The following is a 16,639-nucleotide window of genomic DNA, read 5'->3' as shown; positions in this document are numbered from 1 at the left end:
CTAATCCTTGTACAGACGCGTATCGTTACCACGTTGTCGACTCAAAGTTGGAGAGACCCCGAAACGCTCACGCCAGGCACGGCGAAACTGGCGCGCATCGCTAAATCCGCTTTTCATAGCAATGGTTTCAAATGGGAGTGTGGAGGCATAGACCAGTTGCGCGGCCACCTCCAGTCGCAGTAATTGATGATAGCGATAGGGTGTAATCCCTGTTGCCGCCTTAAAAGCACGGGCAAGTGAGCGCTCACTGGTCTGGCCCACGCTGGCAAGTTCAGCCAATGACGTGGGCTCGCCAACGTGCTCCACCAGCCAATCCTGCACCTTGTGGATACAAGGATTCATATGAGCGCGATACTCCAGATAGACACTTACCTGCCGTTCCAGTCCATTACGGCGCAGATACACCAGTAGCTGTCGAGCAACCTCCGCAGTCATACGCGCCCCACTGTCCTGCTCAAGCAGCCAGAGAGCCATATCAATACCTGATGTCACGCCAGCGCTCGTGATAATGCCTTGATCCTGTACATAGAGCACATCATCAAGCACCCGAGCCATGGGATAGCAGGATTGCAGTTCGGCGACGAATTCCCAGTGCGTGGTACAACGCCGTCTGTCTAGCAAACCCGCGGCACCCAGGACGGCCGTACCTGAACAGATGGAGGCGATCTGCGTTCCAGCCTGATAACTCTCCTGGAGCCAGCGTTTCGTAGGCTCAGCAAGCAAGCCACGACTCTGAGCAGGCGATGTGCCGGTGCCAGGTACAAAAACGATGTTCTTGCGATCAATTTCCGGCAACGGTTCCAGACGAGCAAGATAGAGCTGCTGCGCTGAACGCACCTCAGCAGAGGCTGCGCAAAAGCGCAATGTATAAGGTGCCCTAAACAGGCGAGCGGCCGTATCAAACACCTGGATAGGACCAGCCAGGTCAAGTAATTGCACATCTGGCAACACCAGAAAAATTATCTGTCGTCGTGGCCCTTGTTCGGTAACGTTCGGTTCAGCTAAAGGTCTTTTCATGTCACTAGTATGCAACACGTAACGCCCGCTTACCAGAGACAATCAAGCCAGATTGCGGACAAATCCAGCCACAATCTGACAGAGATCTTACATTTCCAGCGCCTTTTTGCCGGCGTCGATGATAGCGATAATGCGGTCTACATCATAGATGGAGCCACGCCAGATGCCACCACTGGCGGATTGCAAGGCCGCCCAGAGACGCGTGTCATCGGGGAGCTGCGGATCAGGTGCCAGTTCCGCGTGAGAGGTGCGTCCTCTGAGCAGGATAGCTCCCTCTTCAGGTGTGAAGGTTCTGACTCCATCCCCGATGAGGTTGAGCTGGCCATGCAGGTTGATGCGGTCGATGCTGATTTCGATGATGTCGCCATTACGCACTTTGCCGATGGGTCCACCGGTGAGCGCTTCGGGTCCGACGTGGCCGATACAGGCTCCGGTCGAGACGCCAGAGAAACGGGCATCGGTGATCAGGGCAACGTGCTTGCCAAAGGGTAGGTGCTTGAGCGCGGCGGTCAGTTGATAGGTTTCTTCCATACCGGTCCCGGCTGGCCCGCGACCCATCAGGACCATGATCTCGCCGGCGTGGATCTGGTTGGTCTTGATGGCTTCAATGGCTGCGTGCTCGCTGGTGAAGACACGGGCAGGGCCAGTATGCCGATAGACACCGTCCTCGTCTACCACGGATGGATCGATGGAGGTTGCTTTAATGACCGCACCCTCAGGAGCCAGATTGCCAACCGGAAACACAACAGTTGAGGTCAGTCCACGGCCTCTGGCGGTCTCTGGATCCATAATGACATCCTCGGGATGGATATTGTCCGCGGCTAACAAGCGAGCACGTACCTGCTGCCGGCGCTCCGAGCTTTCCCACCAGTTCAGTACTTGCTCCAGGGTCTGACCCGTACAGGTGTTGACACTGGTATCCAGCAGATCCATACGGCGCAGATGCAACATGACTTCGGGCACTCCACCAGCCAGGAAGGCTCTGACGGTAGGGTGATCCACGGGTCCGTTTGGTAGGACGCTCACCAGGCGTGGCACCTGGTGATTAACTTCCTGCCAGTCCTGGACGGTGGGGATGTGCAGTCCGGCGGAGTAGGCGATGGCGGGAATGTGGAGTAGCAGGTTGGTGGAGCCACCAAAGGCGGCATGTACGACCATAGCGTTACGGATCGAGGCATCAGTCAGAATATCTTGCATGCCCCAGCCCAACTGGATCTGCCGCATCAGTGCCTGGGCGGATTGGGTGGCGAGCGCTTCCCAGATTGGTTCGCCAGAAGGCGCCAGAGCCGAGTGGGGAATAGCCATCCCGAGCGCCTCAGCCACCACCTGCGAGGTCGCGGCCGTCCCCAAAAATTGACAGCCACCGCCAGGAGTAGCGCAGGCCCGGCATCCCATCTCCGCCGCCTCTTTCAGGCTGATCTCTCCATGCGTATAACGCACGCCGATCGATTGGATCTTGCCGGCATCCTCACCATGCTCGGCAGGGAGGGTTACACCACCCGGCACCAGGATGCCAGGGAGATGTCTGAGCGAAGCCAGCGCAATCAGAGTAGCAGGCAGGCCTTTATCACAGGTAGCCACGCCCAGGACAGCTTTACGCGTCGGCAAAGAACGGATCAGGCGACGCATCACCATCGAAGCATCATTGCGGTAAGGCAAAGAATCAAACATACCGGTCGTACCCTGCGTACGCCCATCACACGGATCACTGACATACGCGGCATAAGGAACCATACCAGATCCCTTGAACGCGCCAGCGGCGGCACGCATCAAGCGCCCGACCTCCCAGTGTCCGGTATGATATCCCAGCGCGATAGGAGTTCCATCTTCCGCACGAATGCCACCCTGGGTGCTCAACATCAGGATATGCTTGCCCAACACCTTGGCCGGCTCCCATCCCATGCCAACATTTTGCGATAAGCCAAATAAATCCCCGCTTGCCCACTCGCGCAACATCTTCGGTGTCAGGGGCAACTCGCCTTGCGGCCCTTGAGCATGCGTTGGAATAGCATATATCTCAGGCTGCTGCACTTGAAAAAGTGTTGAAAGTACATCAAGTTCGTCCATGTTTTACCACCTTTGGTTGAACACTCGTCAAATGATAGAATAAAAAAAGTATACTCGACATATCCTTCATTATCAATATACAAACGTGCAAAGATAGCATATTAGCTGTTCCAATCTGCTCGCTGCTCCGTTTAACATAATATGCTAGCTGATTTTCAGTTGGTATGTTATGGCATAAGTATATTTATACCATAACACCCAGTTTTGGGGGGAAATTTCAATTTTTAGTGTTTTTCCATACATTTTATTTATACATTTTTTATACTGACATCTATCTTGAATATAAAACAAAATGGCTAGCAGATTATTCATAGGATTGTTTTTTCTTTCAAGATCACGTATGCTTGACATATGGTAATATTGAACAATCGTGGAGATTGTAGGTTAACGATACCTGATGTCAAACAGGAGCGCCGAGGGCTTAAGCTTTCGCCCTCTACTTGCGATGTGATCACATCATGTGTGCGGTTCTACAAGCACCTCGATTCACCCTATTGCCAACGGGAATCGACAGAAAGCGAGATAAACAATGAACACAACTCCATCGGAGCAGGATGAAGGAGCTGTTCTGTTAGCCAGAACGGCGCAGGAGATGGAGCAACGCTTTCAAGCAACTTTTGAGCAGGCCGCGGTTGGTATGGCACATGTGGCTCCTTCAGGCCATTTCCTGGCAATCAATCAAAAATTTTGCGAGATTGTCGGCTACCAACATTCAGAACTGATCACACGCACATTTCAAGAGATTACTTATGCTCCTGATCTGTCCGCTGATGTTGCCTATGTCAACCAACTCCTGGTAGGTGAACTCACGACCTACGCCATGGAAAAGCGCTATATACGCCGTGATGGCTCCCTCGTCTGGATCAATTTGACGGTTTCCCTGGTTCGCAATGAGAATAACACACCACGCTACTTTATTTCAGTCATCGAAGATATCAGTCAGCGCAAACAGCTAGAGGAAACGCTTCGGCAGCAGAACAACTACTTAAACCAGATAGTGAATAACGCTCCCGATATTATTGCGCGTTTTGATCGCAATTTGCGCCACCTCTCAATTAATGCGGCCGCAACAAGGGCTACAGGGCTGTTAATCAGTGATTACCTTGGCAAAACAAATCGAGAACTGGGTATGCCTGCCTCTCAGGTCGACGCCTGGGATGCAGCCCTGGAGATGGTCTTTGCCACAGGCGAAGAAGGAATTATCGAATTCAACTATTCAGGCCCAAACGGCCACCACTGGTATCAATCCAAGCTGGCTCCAGAACGAGATCAAGAGGGCGAAATTGTGTCTATACTGTCTATCGCGCGCGATGTGACAGTGCTGCGGCAGGCACAAGAGAAGCTACAGCGTAGTGAGGCACGTAGCCGACGCCTGATGGATTCTAATATTATCGGTGTTTTCTTCGCCGAAGGCTCTCTGATTATTGAAGCGAATGACGCCTTTTTACAGATGCTTGGTTATCAGCAAGAAGATCTACAGGCACATGGACTCGATTGGACAACTATAACTCCGCCAGAGTATGCTAAGCTTGACGAGCGTGCAATCCAACAACTGCTGGTGCGCGGCTCATGTACACCATATGAAAAAGAATTCATCCATAAAGATGGTAGCCGGGTGCCAATTCTTATTGGCGCCGCCACTGTACAGGAGGATCCTACCCAGTGGGTCTGCTTTGTAATGGATCTCTCGGAGCAGAAACGGATCAACGACGAGTTGGCTCGGGCTGCCCAGGCGTTTCAAACGTTAGCCGATCACGTCCCAGATATTATTACGCGTCATGATGCAACGACGTTCCGCTATCTCTATGCCAATCCAGCTATCACGCACGCCACCGGACTACCTCCCGAGGCCTTTCCGGGCAAGACTTCACAAGAATTAGGGATGCCAGAGGAACTCTATCTCTTTTTTGAACAACAACTCACACATGTAGTGCAAACCAGGCAGCCTTTCAATATAAGTTATAGTGCACACAGTGTTGATCAGCTGCGGCAATATCAATCGAATCTCGTGCCTGAATATGATAGCGACCAGAATATGATCTCTATTCTGGTTATCACCTATGATATTACAGAACTCAAAGAGCTGGAAAGCCGTAAAGATGCGTTTATTAGTATCGCAGGCCATGAATTACGCACACCGCTAACCTCGCTTAAAGGCAATCTCCAACTGGCTAATCGTCAATTGGACAGGCTGATTGCGGATGATCAGGGACTATTTATGTCCCCGACACAATTGACCTTGCATGAAGTTCAAAAACGTCTGACACGTTCACTCCATCAGGTAGCCCTTCAGCAACGACTTATCAATGATCTGCTGGATGTTTCTCGTATCACCATCAACAAGCTAGAACTCTCTATCGAGGAGTGTGATTTACGGGCGCTGGTGCAAGAAAGCGTAGAGGATCAGCTTGCCAGCACACCAACTCAGGCAATCCAGCTAGACATACAAACCACAGACTCCGTCCTGATCATGGCTGACCGCGACCGCATCGGACAGGTTATCAGTAACTATCTCACCAATGCCATCAAGTATTCTAATAACGACCAACCAATCACAGTTGGATTAAGCGTCCAGGCTGATCAAGCACGCGTCTGGGTCCAGGATCATGGGCCAGGCCTGTCCGCTGATGCCCAACAACACATCTGGGAGCGCTTCTATCAGGAACCTGGCGTGACTGCGCGTAGCGGCTCTGGCACCGGATTGGGCATCGGACTCTACATCTGTCAAACGATTATTGCTCACCATAATGGTCAACTAGGAGTCGAGAGCACCCTGGGACAAGGTTCGACCTTCTGGTTTACCCTGCCACTTTCCACCTCCCAATAAGTCAGCCTGGGGAGCGCAATTGCCCCTGTTCTCCTCAAAACAAGCGATTTCAGGCCCTCCTCAAGCTACGTCAGGAACTTGCCGCCCTCTTAACAGCAATTCCACCTGAAATTGCCAGGCATAATCAACGCCAAAAAGATCGAAGGATTTCATACTGTACTAGCGTCATGCATATCAGAGTGAATATATTCACAATCACACAGAGATTCTTTTCATAGGACGCGAGCACATATACAGTTATACTGAATAAGTGGTAGATGCGCATGTGCTTTTCTATGAAAAGGATCTCTCTAATGAATACAAGCCCTTATCTTAATAATAATGCTCTCACGTTACCGGAAGATGGGCATTTCCAGGTCATGGTCTCTTTTCCTTTACAGGTACTGGCAACGTATCTCTGGCCCGTACCCACTACTTTTGCACGCCATAAACAGCAGGCTCGATGGAGTATACTGACTATCTGGCTCAGTGGTTTGCTGTTGATAACGGGTGTGGGAGCCTATATATGGGGGCGGCTACCAACGTTAAATCGAGGTATCGAGAACTTGAGCCTTCATCATCTGAACCCTCAAATCCTCACGCCAGCTTCGGTAATCGCCCTGGCATTAACACCCCCATTATTGATCCTGGGCTGGACGTTAGCTCTGCATCTCCTTGCTCGCACTCAAGAAGGTCGGGGCAGCTATCACGTCCAGTTATATAGCATGCAGATCATTGCCACCCCACCAGTCCTGCTGCTGATCACAACCACACTACTGCTCTCTGTTGCACCGAATATGGCAACCCCGCTGCGCCTCCCACTAGCGGCCATCGCCATACTCCTGTCGCTATACAGTTTTCTGCTCTGTTTACCTTCATTGATGGGTGTGCAGCAGTTGAGCCGTAAGCAAGCCATCATTTGTCTAGTCATAATTCTGACCGTGGCATTACTCCTGATCTTTTTCATGGATACATTTTCTAGCAACCATACTTCCGGGGGAGGGGGTGAGCGGAGTACTAAAAAGCCAAAGAACTGGCACGCACGATATTGTTCATACTGCGGCTTCTCACTGCAGGTATATGATCGGCTCCACGATACACATACTCAAATCTGCCCCCGATGCGGCCAAACACTCTCTTGATCAATGCCACATTGGCTACATGTTTATGTAATACGTTTAAGCAAGTTCCCGTCAGGGAACGAGTATGGGGGCACATATGTGTCTCATCCCTGATTAGAGGATGAGACACATATACATTGCTTAAACTACAGCGTAGACTTTGGCTTCCCAGGGAAAGATAGGCTCGCGACCAGCCCACTCAACCGACACCTTACGGTCCTGCGTAATCTCTTTCCAGCGCATTCCTTCTGGCAGTTCAGGCCAGTTATTGATGCGATATTCGGCAGATTTCGAGCTGGCATCAGGAGTCATATAATCGCTAAAGTTAGCAACAACGACCAGCATCGTACGACTACCAATCTCACCACGGATCCAGGCCATCACACGCTTCCCTTCGCTAAAGTCACTATGGATAAAGGTCGTCTCATTGCTCCACAGTTCTTCAGCCTTGGTCCGCAGCCGGACGAGCCGTGTCACATGATCAACGATACGCGCACGCCAGGGATCATCACGGCGCTCAAAGTTAACGGCATCCGTTTGCTTGTCGGGTCCTTCAGCAGGCACATCATGCTGGTCAGCAAACTCCTCACCCGCGAAGATCATAGGCACACCGACCGCAGTAATCAGACAGGTAAAGGCCAGCTTGATCCGCTGCTCCTTTTCATAGACGCCGTTGCTCTCCAGGTAATCATAAAGCCGCTCGTTCCCATAGCCCTCAACATCATGGGAGGTCAGATAATTGATGGCCTGCGATCCATCGCCAAAACCGATGCGGCGACAATCCACCATCTTCTTGACCATCTCCTCAAACAGAGGCTCGTCTGGATGACTGCGACCAACGATGGCGGAGCGTACATAACGCTTAAAGTATTCATTCCACAGACTATCAATACGCTGTTCATGCAACAGGTCCAGTGGCATCGCCAGTTCCTCGCCAGCCACCAGAAAACGCGCACCCGCCGTCTCTGGATTATTGCGTTGCTCATGCCAGCGCGCCTGATAGATGCTATGCGCGGCCGCCTTAAAGCTTTGAATAAAATCCCAGTTCGCGATATTAACGATACTATCGATACGTACGCCATCGATACGATAAAAGCGCATCCAGTGATCAAGATAGGTCAACATAAAAGAACGGGCAGGAAAGAGGCGCTGCTGCTGGCCGGTAAATGGATCATAGCCATCTACTTCATACTGATATTTGAAAAGATCGCTGCCAAACCCGTCACGATGCTCTCCCTGAGAATATTCTTCAGGATCACCGGAATCGAATTTAATAAAGAAATCAGGAAAGTTAATTGAGCGATATGGATTACGAGCAGAAAAAGCCATCACGACATCATCAAAGAAGCGCAAACCATTCTGATGACAGGCACGAATCAAGCGCGCCAGCTCTGTATTTGGTGCCGGCTTACGATTCCTGCCATAAATACCCAGATCATGGTCGGCGGTAAAGTAATTGGTGGTCGCATAGCCCCAGCCACCTTTGACGAAGCTATCGGCCGAGGGCAGAAGTTCCAGCGCCGTAACGCCCAGGTCTCGCAGATGGGCACGACCCTCCTGTAAGATAGCCAGGCCAAAGAAACTAAAGGGAATCGCAGCGGGATCAACCAGGGCCAGTACATCCCGGAACGTGCCAGCGGCAACTTCGACGCCGCCTTCTTTGCGTGTGCGTGACCAGCTCGCGGGCAACTCATAGATAACCAGCTGCGTGTTCACCGGCAGGGTCTCCAATGGAGGATCATTGCGCCAATCGGGCATTTGACCATCGGGATCACAGGCCAGCAGTTCACCATTTCGATATAACACCACACCAGCCGGATAGCGATCTTCCTCTCCAAACTGAGCATCATCGGGCCGTGGTCCCAGCAACCGCCAATCTACACTCAGCGCAAAAGGATCCGTACACCAGATCCGAGGATGGCTCTCCTTATACAGATTACTATCAGTAACCTCAAACCAGTAATGATAGATTTTACCATCCTCAAGCAGACAATCCCTGGCTGCGATATCCCATAGGTCCGGCCCCTTTGCCGAAGGAGACAATGGAAATGCTTGTTCGTCAGCCAGCCTCGGTGGCTCGCCAGCGACAAAGGTCCCAATAATCAGCCTGGGAGCTGGATCCGTTACCGCCGGACGCCAGAGCGCGAAATGCGTCTTTTTGTGCTCCAGCAGATCAGCCGCTGGCTGTAATGGAACATTGACTGCTTGCATGAATGATTTCCTTTCAAAGAAAACTCATCAAAAAAAGTGCTCCTCTATACAAGAAGAAGCACGGGATCTGCCTCCCATCTATAATATGCAAGACAGCAACAAAAAGTGTCAACTACTCCAAAATACAGGACCAAAGAAGACGACGCATATTCCCAAGCACTAATACATCTCACGTAGCGCTCTTGCTGCCCGATATGGTCATGATCAGGAACTTTGACGTAGGCCGAGGAGACGGCCCACGTCAGCGTCCCTGTGGACGATCATGTTGGGGATGGCATGTTGCTACGTGAGATGTATTGTTCCCAAGCCCTGGTGACGGCTCTCAGTGGGATGTAAGAGCCGCCCCAGGGGTCTGGAGTAACAATTGGTTATGGAATTAGTAGTTGCCGAAGTTGATCTTGATTGCTCCGTTGATGTTGACGACCACACCAACTTCATTAGAGTTGTTATAGCCGGTCTGATAGATGGCTGGCCACGTTTCGGTCGCGCCCTGGAAGGCTGGTGGATCATTCAGATACCAATCCTGTCCATTATTGTCGCTGATCGAGATCTGGTTGGAACCACCAGAGGAGACCAGCACACGACCACTTGAAAGGACCGTCACATAGGGGCCGCTCTGCTGATTGGGAATGTTGGTGCCCAGTCCATCAGGCCAGTTGATGCCGTCGCCAGAGATTTTATAGTGGACGTTACAATTATCGGTTCCACATACTTCAAAAACCAATATATAGTTGCCGTTAGCCAGACGAGCCATACCAGGCATGCCTGGACGCGCCGAGCCGGGTTCGGCGGCAGCGTAAATCTCCGCTCCCCAGCTCTGACCTTCATCACAGGAAACACGCTCAGATACGGTCTGACTATAAGATGGATTATCGTCGGCATGCTTCTCGTTGGCATAGAAGCCAGCGACACAGCCATTGGGCAACACATACAGGAACGGCTCCCAGAGGCCGCGATCAAAACGGCCATTCGAGTTAGGATTGGTATCCAGCTGGCTGACAAAATTCCAGCTGTAACCGCCATCGGTGCTTTTCACAACCGGCAGGCCATACCAGTTCAGGTCACTCTGACGATTACGCATGGCCAGCAAAATATCGCCATTGTCAAACTGCACCATCTGAGACTGCTCCTGGATATGTCCGTCAGGGGAAGGAATGCTTCCAATCTCGGTATAGGCTGGATTGGCAGGATTACTGCGGGCAACCTTGACGACCGGAGAGCCTCCGGCGGGATATTCTGTATAGGTAACCAGATTATCCCCTTGCTTGTCCCAGGGCAACATGCGCCCCCAGCCAGGACTGTTATTCGAACTGACGGTACTGACGGTAAACCAGTTGATTGGTCCTGCGGCTTGCGCGGCCGTAAATGGGGCCAGCGCAAAGATGATGCCCAGCATAGGGATGAGCAACAAGCGCCAGCGCTGTGTGTATTTGTGCATAATAGTTAGCTTTCCTTGCTATTCATTAACCGCTTCCAGCAGTGGAAGCATACACTACAAAACGATCTACCAAAACTTCAAAACCCATCTATCTTAATCCGTGGCAGCCCTTTAAGAGACCAACCACGGAGACAGTGGCGCCCAATACATTATCCCTTGATACTTCCGGCCAGCATGCCGCTGATAAACTGGCGCTGTAAGGCGATAAATAACACCAGGACTGGAACGGTAGCGACAGTACTAGCGGCCATAATCATCCCCCAGGCATCGTGTCCGGTCGTACCGGGACTGGAATTATTAATCTGGGTGGCCAGATTGGAAAGTAATACTTGCAGCGTCTGCATTGAATCCGAGCCGGTAATAATCACAGGCCAGACAAAATCGTTGTAGATGCCCAGAAAGGTCATAATCGCCAATGCGGCCAGTGCCGGCCTCATCAGCGGCACCACGATACGCCAGTACATACCAATAGGTGTACAACCATCAACTTTCGCCGCCTCCAACAACTCATTGGGCACATCCGCAATCTGCTGCCGCGTCCAAAAAATGGCAAAGGCATTGACAAGTCCTGGCGCAATCAGTCCTTGATAGGAATCCACCCAGTTCAGCGCACCCATCTCCAGCAAGAGTGGAAGAATCATAGCGATGGCCGGCACCATCATGGTTGAGAGCACAAAGGCAAACAAAAATTTCTTGCCACGGAACTCAAACTTGGCAAAGGCAAATCCGGCCAGCGGACAAAACAGCATGGTGGCTCCACCCTGGAGCAGGAGAACAATAAATGTATTCTGAAAACCAATCCACATCGGCACCGCCTCAAATAAGGCACGATAATTATTCAATGTGAGCGTCTGCAGATTGACGGACAGGGGCGCAGTGGCAATCTCATTTCCAGGTTTAAAGGATGAAATAATCATCCAGCCCAGCGGAAAAATAGTTACCAGCACCGCGATACAGAGTAGTACATAAACCAGCAAGCGACCCACGCGCACAGGACTACGGCGGGCCAAGATAGAATGTTGTCGATATACGCTGATCGATGTAATTTTTCTGGTCGACGCTTTAGTAATAATAGCCATAAACCTTCTATTTCTCCTCTCCGGTTTGCAGGAAACGCAACATAAATAATGAAAGGATGACCAGCAGAATCGTCAATAAGAAGGAGTTGGCCGCCCCAGTACCAAAATCTGAGTTGGTGATATAAGCATTCAATTGGAAGCCAGCGGTCGTAGTGGAATTATAGGGGCCTCCATTGGTCAGGACTTTGGGTTCCGCAAACATCTGGACGACGCCAAGGGTGCTAAAGACTATCAGAAAGGCAATCGTGCGGCGTAGTAGTGGCAAGGTAATCGAAAAGAATTGCTGGATGCCGTTGGCACCATCAATGGAGGCGGCTTCATAATATTCAGCCGGCACCGCTTGAATGGCTGCCAGCATGACTAACACCGAGAAGGCACTCCCGCCCCATAATACAAGCAGGGCCAGCGTTGGTTTAGCCCACATGCTGGTCGTAAGCCAGCCGATCGCGGGCAGGTGAATGATTCCTAGCAAGGTGTTGATTGCACCAAAATCCTGGTCAAAAAGGACCAGCCAGACCTGGGCAATCGCGACCAGTGGTACAACATAGGAGAGGAGCATCGAGGTGCGAAAGAAGCTGCGCAGGCGCAGGGCCGGCAACGATAGCAGGGCGGCGATGATTACCGCGATCAGCACACGAAGCGGGATGATCAAGAACCAGAGCGCCACTGAATTCAGGAGCGACTGCCAGAATGAGCTATCCGTCAGCAGAAACAGATAGTTTGAGAGTCCGATAAAACGTGGATCCGTATCTCCATGCCAGTGTGTAAAACTCAGGAAAAATGAATAGAGAAACGGGAATAGCGAAAAAGAGCAAAAGAAAATCACAAAGGGAGCGATAAATAGGTACGGCGAGAAGCTCCCTCCTAACCAGCGACGAAGCCGTGCGATTGGCGAGCGTGAAGGCATAACGGGCGGGAGAACTGTCTGCGGCTGGGATGGGGCAACAGCCATAGTAAAAAAACTCCTCTCTGAGATATGGGAGGATCCATGGCATTATGGATCCTCCTGGCGCGGTGAACAAACAGCGTGTCATGCAAGCGTGTGGGCCGCAAGCGGTGTTCACGCTTGTTTATGCAGGAGCACACTACTGGCGGGCGATTAGCTTTGTCTTGATATCATCCGAGGATTTCTTCAACACCTGCTCCGGTGTCATCTGGCCGTCAAGCAGGCGCTGCACATTCGTGCCAAAGTAAGGTACGGCCTGGTTATACCAGGGGGCGATATAATAGTTACCAGGAATATCCTTGACCGTTCCGGTCACGGTCTCCCATAGGTTCTGCCCGCCTAATCCCTCGGAATTCTTGTAAAGCTGCGTCTGGAGCGCCGGCAGATAGGAAGGGATCGAGGTATTGATACCACCGGCATAGATCTTGTTCGGTCCATAAACCGCGGTATAGCCCTCTTTACTGAAGACCAGATGTTCGTAGAAGAGCCAGGCCAGATGTGGATTTTTCGCTTTCTTGGGGATGATAAACGAGCTACCACCCATCACAGCACCTCTAGCACCGCCTGCGTTCCAGGCTGGCAGGGGCATGGCGCGCCACTTGCCTTTGGTCTTCTTAAACAAGAGATCAGGACCATACACGGCCCAGACTGCCCAGGGATAAAAGGCGACTTGATTGCTCTCAATGGCGGCGATATCGCCAGGCGCGTAGTACTGTGCCCGTGTTCCAAGCTTTTCATCACGGATACGTTTGAAGAAATTCATAATGTTGAGATAGGCCGGCGAGTCAAGCTGCAAATTTCCATTGGCATCCACCATACTCGTCCCTTGCTGGTTGGCAAACATCTCAACCCACAACTGAGTCAGGCCAGGATCCTGTTCCAGATGGATCGGTTTACAGGTTGGTCCAAATTTATTCTGCACCTTATGAGCGGCAGCAATCAGATCATCATAGGTTGCGATCGAAGCAGGATTCACACCCGCCTGCTGGAGCATGTCCTCCCGATAGTACAACAAGCCAGGATCAAGGTCCCAGGGAATACCCACGATATGATTCTGGTAGGTGTTGACGCGCAACTTAAACGGCACGATATCATGCACGTATGGCTTGATCCAATCGCTGATATCATAATAGTGCGAGGCAAGATTTGGCAGGTTATTATCTTCATAGAACGCACCATCCGGCACATTCACACCCGTATTCAACGTCGTTGGCAGCTTTGCATCGACATCCACCGATACATGCTTGACAGTAATTTTTGGATATTTTTTATTGAAAGAGGCAATGGTTGCATCAAAAACCTGATACAGATCGCCCGAACGATCCCAGATCGTAATGGTGCCCTCGTTAGCAGTAGCATTACCAGCGGCAGCCGGAGCCGAAGAATTCGCAGGGGAATTACAGGCCGCCAACAGGCCACCACTGGCCGCTAACGCTCCAATAGCAGCCGCTGATTTGAGGAATGAGCGACGAGAGAAAATATCCTGAAGTGTGGAAATGCCTGGTTGGGTGAAGGGCTCAAATTGTTTTGACATCTGTGTTCTTTCCTTCCCTCTTCATGAGAAAATCTGGAAAATACATGCAGCAGCGCATGGACAGAAGAACCTGATAAAATTTTGACCTGAACTCATCCATATGTCTGGACATGATTAACAGAGCTATGCAGATGACAGGACTGCATAGCACAAGTACTGACAGAATAAATACAGCTTGACAGAACAGGACGCTAACTGTTTTACTATAGAGAGTTCAACGTTGAACTTAGTATACATGGAGGATGTTGTTTTTGTCAAGGATCGCTATTTTTAGCTGCTTTTCTATAGTTGACAGCGATCAAAAGAGGATGCTACTATCTCATTATTAAACTTTTCCTTATAGTAATAATCCAGTATTGAAAGAAGTTTGGGCGACCGTGACTGTACATTTGAAAGATATTGCAGCCTATACAGGTGTCTCGATTAAGACGGTATCAAATGTCGTGAATGGCAACTACGAACATGTTGGACCAGAGACACGGGCGATAGTGCTTGATGCGATTAAGAAGATGAACTACCGGCCCAATACGGCTGCCCGTCATCTTCGTAAAGCCAGTGTGAGTATCCTGGCTTATGCATTTCCAGATCTCTCTAATCCATATTTCACTGATATTGGCGATGCTATCGCTACAGTCGCAGCCGAACTTAAATATACAGTTTTGCTGGACTACACCTTTGCTGAACGCGATAAAGAGTTGAATATTTTGACTGGGATGAGTCCCCACCTGTTGGACGGGGTAATTCTAGATTCACATGCATTAAATGTAGATGACATTGCAGAGGTCACAGCGAGTACCCCGATTGTATTATTGGGTGAACGACTCTTTGGGGCTCCCTTTGATCATGTCTTGATTGATAATGTTGAAGCGGCCTACGTGGCAACCAGCCATCTTATCGCGACCGGTAAACGCCGGATCGCCGCGATTGGCGTCCAGACCGCACGGAGCGAGGCACCATCCCTGCGCCTCCAGGGCTTTTTACGCGCCCACGCAGAGGCGCATATCCAGCCCGATAACTCATTACTCATGGATGGTGGACTCTGGCACCGCGCTGACGGCGCCAGAGCCATGCAGCAGTTACTGCAACGCGAGCAGAATGCGATGCCGGACGCCGTTTTCTGCTTCAATGATCTCATGGCCCTCGGCGCCATGTCCGTCATCAATGCAGCCGGCTATCGGATTCCGGAAGATATCGCCGTCATCGGCATCGACGATATAGAAGACGGCCGCTATGCCAGTCCTGCCCTTAGCACCATCGCCCCTGATAAACCGGAGATCGCACGCCTGGCGGTAACACGTCTGGTCGATCATATCAAAGGACATGCCAGCCAACCACCAGCATCAATCATGGCGCCATTTCACCTGCAGGCACGCGCCAGTACGCTAGGACGACAGGCAACACACTAACCAGCACACGTGGGTTGGACAACATTCTCAATTGCAATGAGAATGTTAAAGAGTTTTAACCATTCTTTTAATGATCTTATGATAGACTGCTATTAGAGAGATTAAAAAAGGATGGGGAACTTTTCTATGCGCTTGATTCGACAGAATGATGGTAGCTATGTGCCACAATTGACAACGATATGGGAGGTTGAAGAGCTGGCGGCCCGACCGGATGCCTGGGTACCTATCTGCCGGGTTGGTAAGGTAGAGACTATTGGCGAGATTCACAGCGAGACTCTGAAGATCCGCCTCTATCCCGACAGTCAGATCCGTAACCGAGAGATCGTGGCCCTGGCTTCCGGTCCTTCAACCTTTGAGGAAGGCCAGACCCAAACAGAACAATAGTTGATTGGCAACGGTCCACTATTGTTCTGTTTGGGTATTGGACCTTGTGTGCATAAGATAGACAAACATAAATACTAGCAAGGAAGGCCAATCGTGGAGCAAATTTCAATTGGCTTCAATCTTGATACCGTAGAAGACCTGCCTATCAATCGCTGTACTATCAGCACATCCTCTACTGGACACGGCCGCTATATCCGGCAAACAAGCAGTCCCAGTCACGTTGGCATTGTCAGTTTACGCCTCGAACCCTTTAAAGGCCCCCATGACTTCCTCTTGCAATGGCAGGTCACAGAAGAACAGATCCCACGCGATTTTCTACCAGCAATCATCAAAGGCTTTCAGCAAGCCGCCGGACAAGACCACGGCGGCCATGGAATTCTCTCTCAGTTGAAAATAACAATCACGGCTGGTCGTTGCCATCCGGTCGATGCCTCGGTCCACGGCTACATGCAAGCAACAATAATCGCTATTCATGGCGCCCTGACCCGTACTCAACTTATTCCATGCGTATAATGTTATTACGCTACCAGTTAACCCATACGACCCGCTCAAATTCTGCATAAACCTGGCGCATATGACACAGGCTCCCACAACTAGCACGCCAGCCACAAAAATAGTCGAGCAGCGTTG

12 protein-coding genes are annotated in these 16,639 nt (G+C 50.9%); 5 read left to right on the top strand and 7 right to left on the bottom strand.

The window, feature by feature from the left end:
* Window positions 1-1,017, bottom strand: coding sequence for a GlxA family transcriptional regulator (locus tag EL633_RS33530; RefSeq protein ID WP_126631556.1), 1,017 nt, complete (start codon window positions 1,015-1,017; stop codon window positions 1-3).
* An 87-nt stretch (window positions 1,018-1,104) separates the two neighbouring features.
* A complete protein-coding gene (locus tag EL633_RS33525) occupies window positions 1,105-3,084 on the bottom strand; it encodes a YjhG/YagF family D-xylonate dehydratase (RefSeq protein ID WP_126631555.1) in 1,980 nt (659 codons plus the stop codon).
* A 529-nt stretch (window positions 3,085-3,613) separates the two neighbouring features.
* Here EL633_RS33525 and EL633_RS33520 point away from each other — a divergent pair.
* Together EL633_RS33520 and EL633_RS33515 are read left to right on the top strand one after the other, a co-directional pair.
* The gene (locus EL633_RS33520; RefSeq protein WP_126631554.1) at window positions 3,614-5,911 is read left to right on the top strand and encodes a PAS domain-containing sensor histidine kinase; all 2,298 of its coding nucleotides are present in this window, start codon (window positions 3,614-3,616) and stop codon (window positions 5,909-5,911) included.
* 293 nt (window positions 5,912-6,204) lie between these two features.
* Window positions 6,205-7,032: a Yip1 family protein gene (locus EL633_RS33515; protein ID WP_126631553.1), complete on the top strand. Its 828-nt coding sequence runs from the start codon at window positions 6,205-6,207 to the stop codon at window positions 7,030-7,032.
* Window positions 7,033-7,152: 120 nt separating this feature from the next.
* On the opposite strand, the gene EL633_RS33510 is transcribed toward EL633_RS33515, so the two are convergent.
* The 5 genes from EL633_RS33510 to EL633_RS33490 all read right to left on the bottom strand — a co-directional run bounded on the left by EL633_RS33510 (window position 7,153) and on the right by EL633_RS33490 (window position 14,219).
* A complete protein-coding gene (locus EL633_RS33510) occupies window positions 7,153-9,222 on the bottom strand; it encodes an alpha-amylase family glycosyl hydrolase (RefSeq protein ID WP_126631552.1) in 2,070 nt (689 codons plus the stop codon).
* 376 nt (window positions 9,223-9,598) lie between these two features.
* The gene (locus EL633_RS33505; protein ID WP_126631551.1) at window positions 9,599-10,660 is read right to left on the bottom strand and encodes a sialidase family protein; all 1,062 of its coding nucleotides are present in this window, start codon (window positions 10,658-10,660) and stop codon (window positions 9,599-9,601) included.
* 149 nt (window positions 10,661-10,809) lie between these two features.
* Window positions 10,810-11,739, bottom strand: a complete 930-nt coding sequence (locus EL633_RS33500) for a carbohydrate ABC transporter permease (protein ID WP_126631550.1) — start codon at window positions 11,737-11,739, stop codon at window positions 10,810-10,812.
* A gap of 7 nt (window positions 11,740-11,746) precedes the next feature.
* Window positions 11,747-12,691, bottom strand: a complete 945-nt coding sequence (locus EL633_RS33495; RefSeq protein ID WP_126631549.1) for a carbohydrate ABC transporter permease — start codon at window positions 12,689-12,691, stop codon at window positions 11,747-11,749.
* Between the two features lie 133 nt (window positions 12,692-12,824).
* Window positions 12,825-14,219, bottom strand: a complete 1,395-nt coding sequence (locus EL633_RS33490) for an ABC transporter substrate-binding protein (protein ID WP_126631548.1) — start codon at window positions 14,217-14,219, stop codon at window positions 12,825-12,827.
* Between the two features lie 377 nt (window positions 14,220-14,596).
* On the opposite strand from EL633_RS33490, the gene EL633_RS33485 reads away from it, so the two are divergent.
* The 3 genes from EL633_RS33485 (at window position 14,597) to EL633_RS33475 (ending at window position 16,522) form a co-directional block, all read left to right on the top strand.
* Window positions 14,597-15,625 (top strand): LacI family DNA-binding transcriptional regulator, encoded by a 1,029-nt coding sequence (locus EL633_RS33485; protein WP_126631547.1) that lies wholly within the window; start codon window positions 14,597-14,599, stop codon window positions 15,623-15,625.
* Window positions 15,626-15,751: 126 nt separating this feature from the next.
* Complete coding sequence (locus tag EL633_RS33480; RefSeq protein ID WP_126631546.1) at window positions 15,752-16,009, top strand: hypothetical protein; 258 nt, start codon at window positions 15,752-15,754, stop codon at window positions 16,007-16,009.
* A 93-nt stretch (window positions 16,010-16,102) separates the two neighbouring features.
* Window positions 16,103-16,522 carry a hypothetical protein gene (locus EL633_RS33475; protein ID WP_161982666.1) on the top strand — a complete coding sequence of 140 codons (420 nt, stop codon included), beginning with the start codon at window positions 16,103-16,105 and terminating at the stop codon, window positions 16,520-16,522.
* The last annotated feature ends 117 nt before the right edge of the window (window positions 16,523-16,639 follow it).

The sequence above is a fragment of the Dictyobacter alpinus genome, assembly GCF_003967575.1.
Taxonomy (GTDB): Bacteria; Chloroflexota; Ktedonobacteria; order Ktedonobacterales; family Ktedonobacteraceae; genus Dictyobacter; species Dictyobacter alpinus.
This window is presented reverse-complemented; position numbering and strand designations above follow the sequence as displayed.

Bases quoted from the DNA above. Each gene is read 5' to 3' on its own strand.
- EL633_RS33480 (WP_126631546.1), top strand. From the start codon at position 15,752: ATGCGCTTGATTCGACAGAATGATGGTAGCTATGTGCCACAATTGACA.
- EL633_RS33515 (WP_126631553.1), top strand. From the start codon at position 6,205: ATGAATACAAGCCCTTATCTTAATAATAATGCTCTCACGTTACCGGAA.
- EL633_RS33520 (WP_126631554.1), top strand. From the start codon at position 3,614: ATGAACACAACTCCATCGGAGCAGGATGAAGGAGCTGTTCTGTTAGCC.
- EL633_RS33510 (WP_126631552.1), bottom strand. From the start codon at position 9,222: ATGCAAGCAGTCAATGTTCCATTACAGCCAGCGGCTGATCTGCTGGAG.
- EL633_RS33500 (WP_126631550.1), bottom strand. From the start codon at position 11,739: ATGGCTATTATTACTAAAGCGTCGACCAGAAAAATTACATCGATCAGC.
- EL633_RS33525 (WP_126631555.1), bottom strand. From the start codon at position 3,084: ATGGACGAACTTGATGTACTTTCAACACTTTTTCAAGTGCAGCAGCCT.
- EL633_RS33530 (WP_126631556.1), bottom strand. From the start codon at position 1,017: ATGAAAAGACCTTTAGCTGAACCGAACGTTACCGAACAAGGGCCACGA.
- EL633_RS33490 (WP_126631548.1), bottom strand. From the start codon at position 14,219: ATGTCAAAACAATTTGAGCCCTTCACCCAACCAGGCATTTCCACACTT.
- EL633_RS33505 (WP_126631551.1), bottom strand. From the start codon at position 10,660: ATGCACAAATACACACAGCGCTGGCGCTTGTTGCTCATCCCTATGCTG.
- EL633_RS33495 (WP_126631549.1), bottom strand. From the start codon at position 12,691: ATGGCTGTTGCCCCATCCCAGCCGCAGACAGTTCTCCCGCCCGTTATG.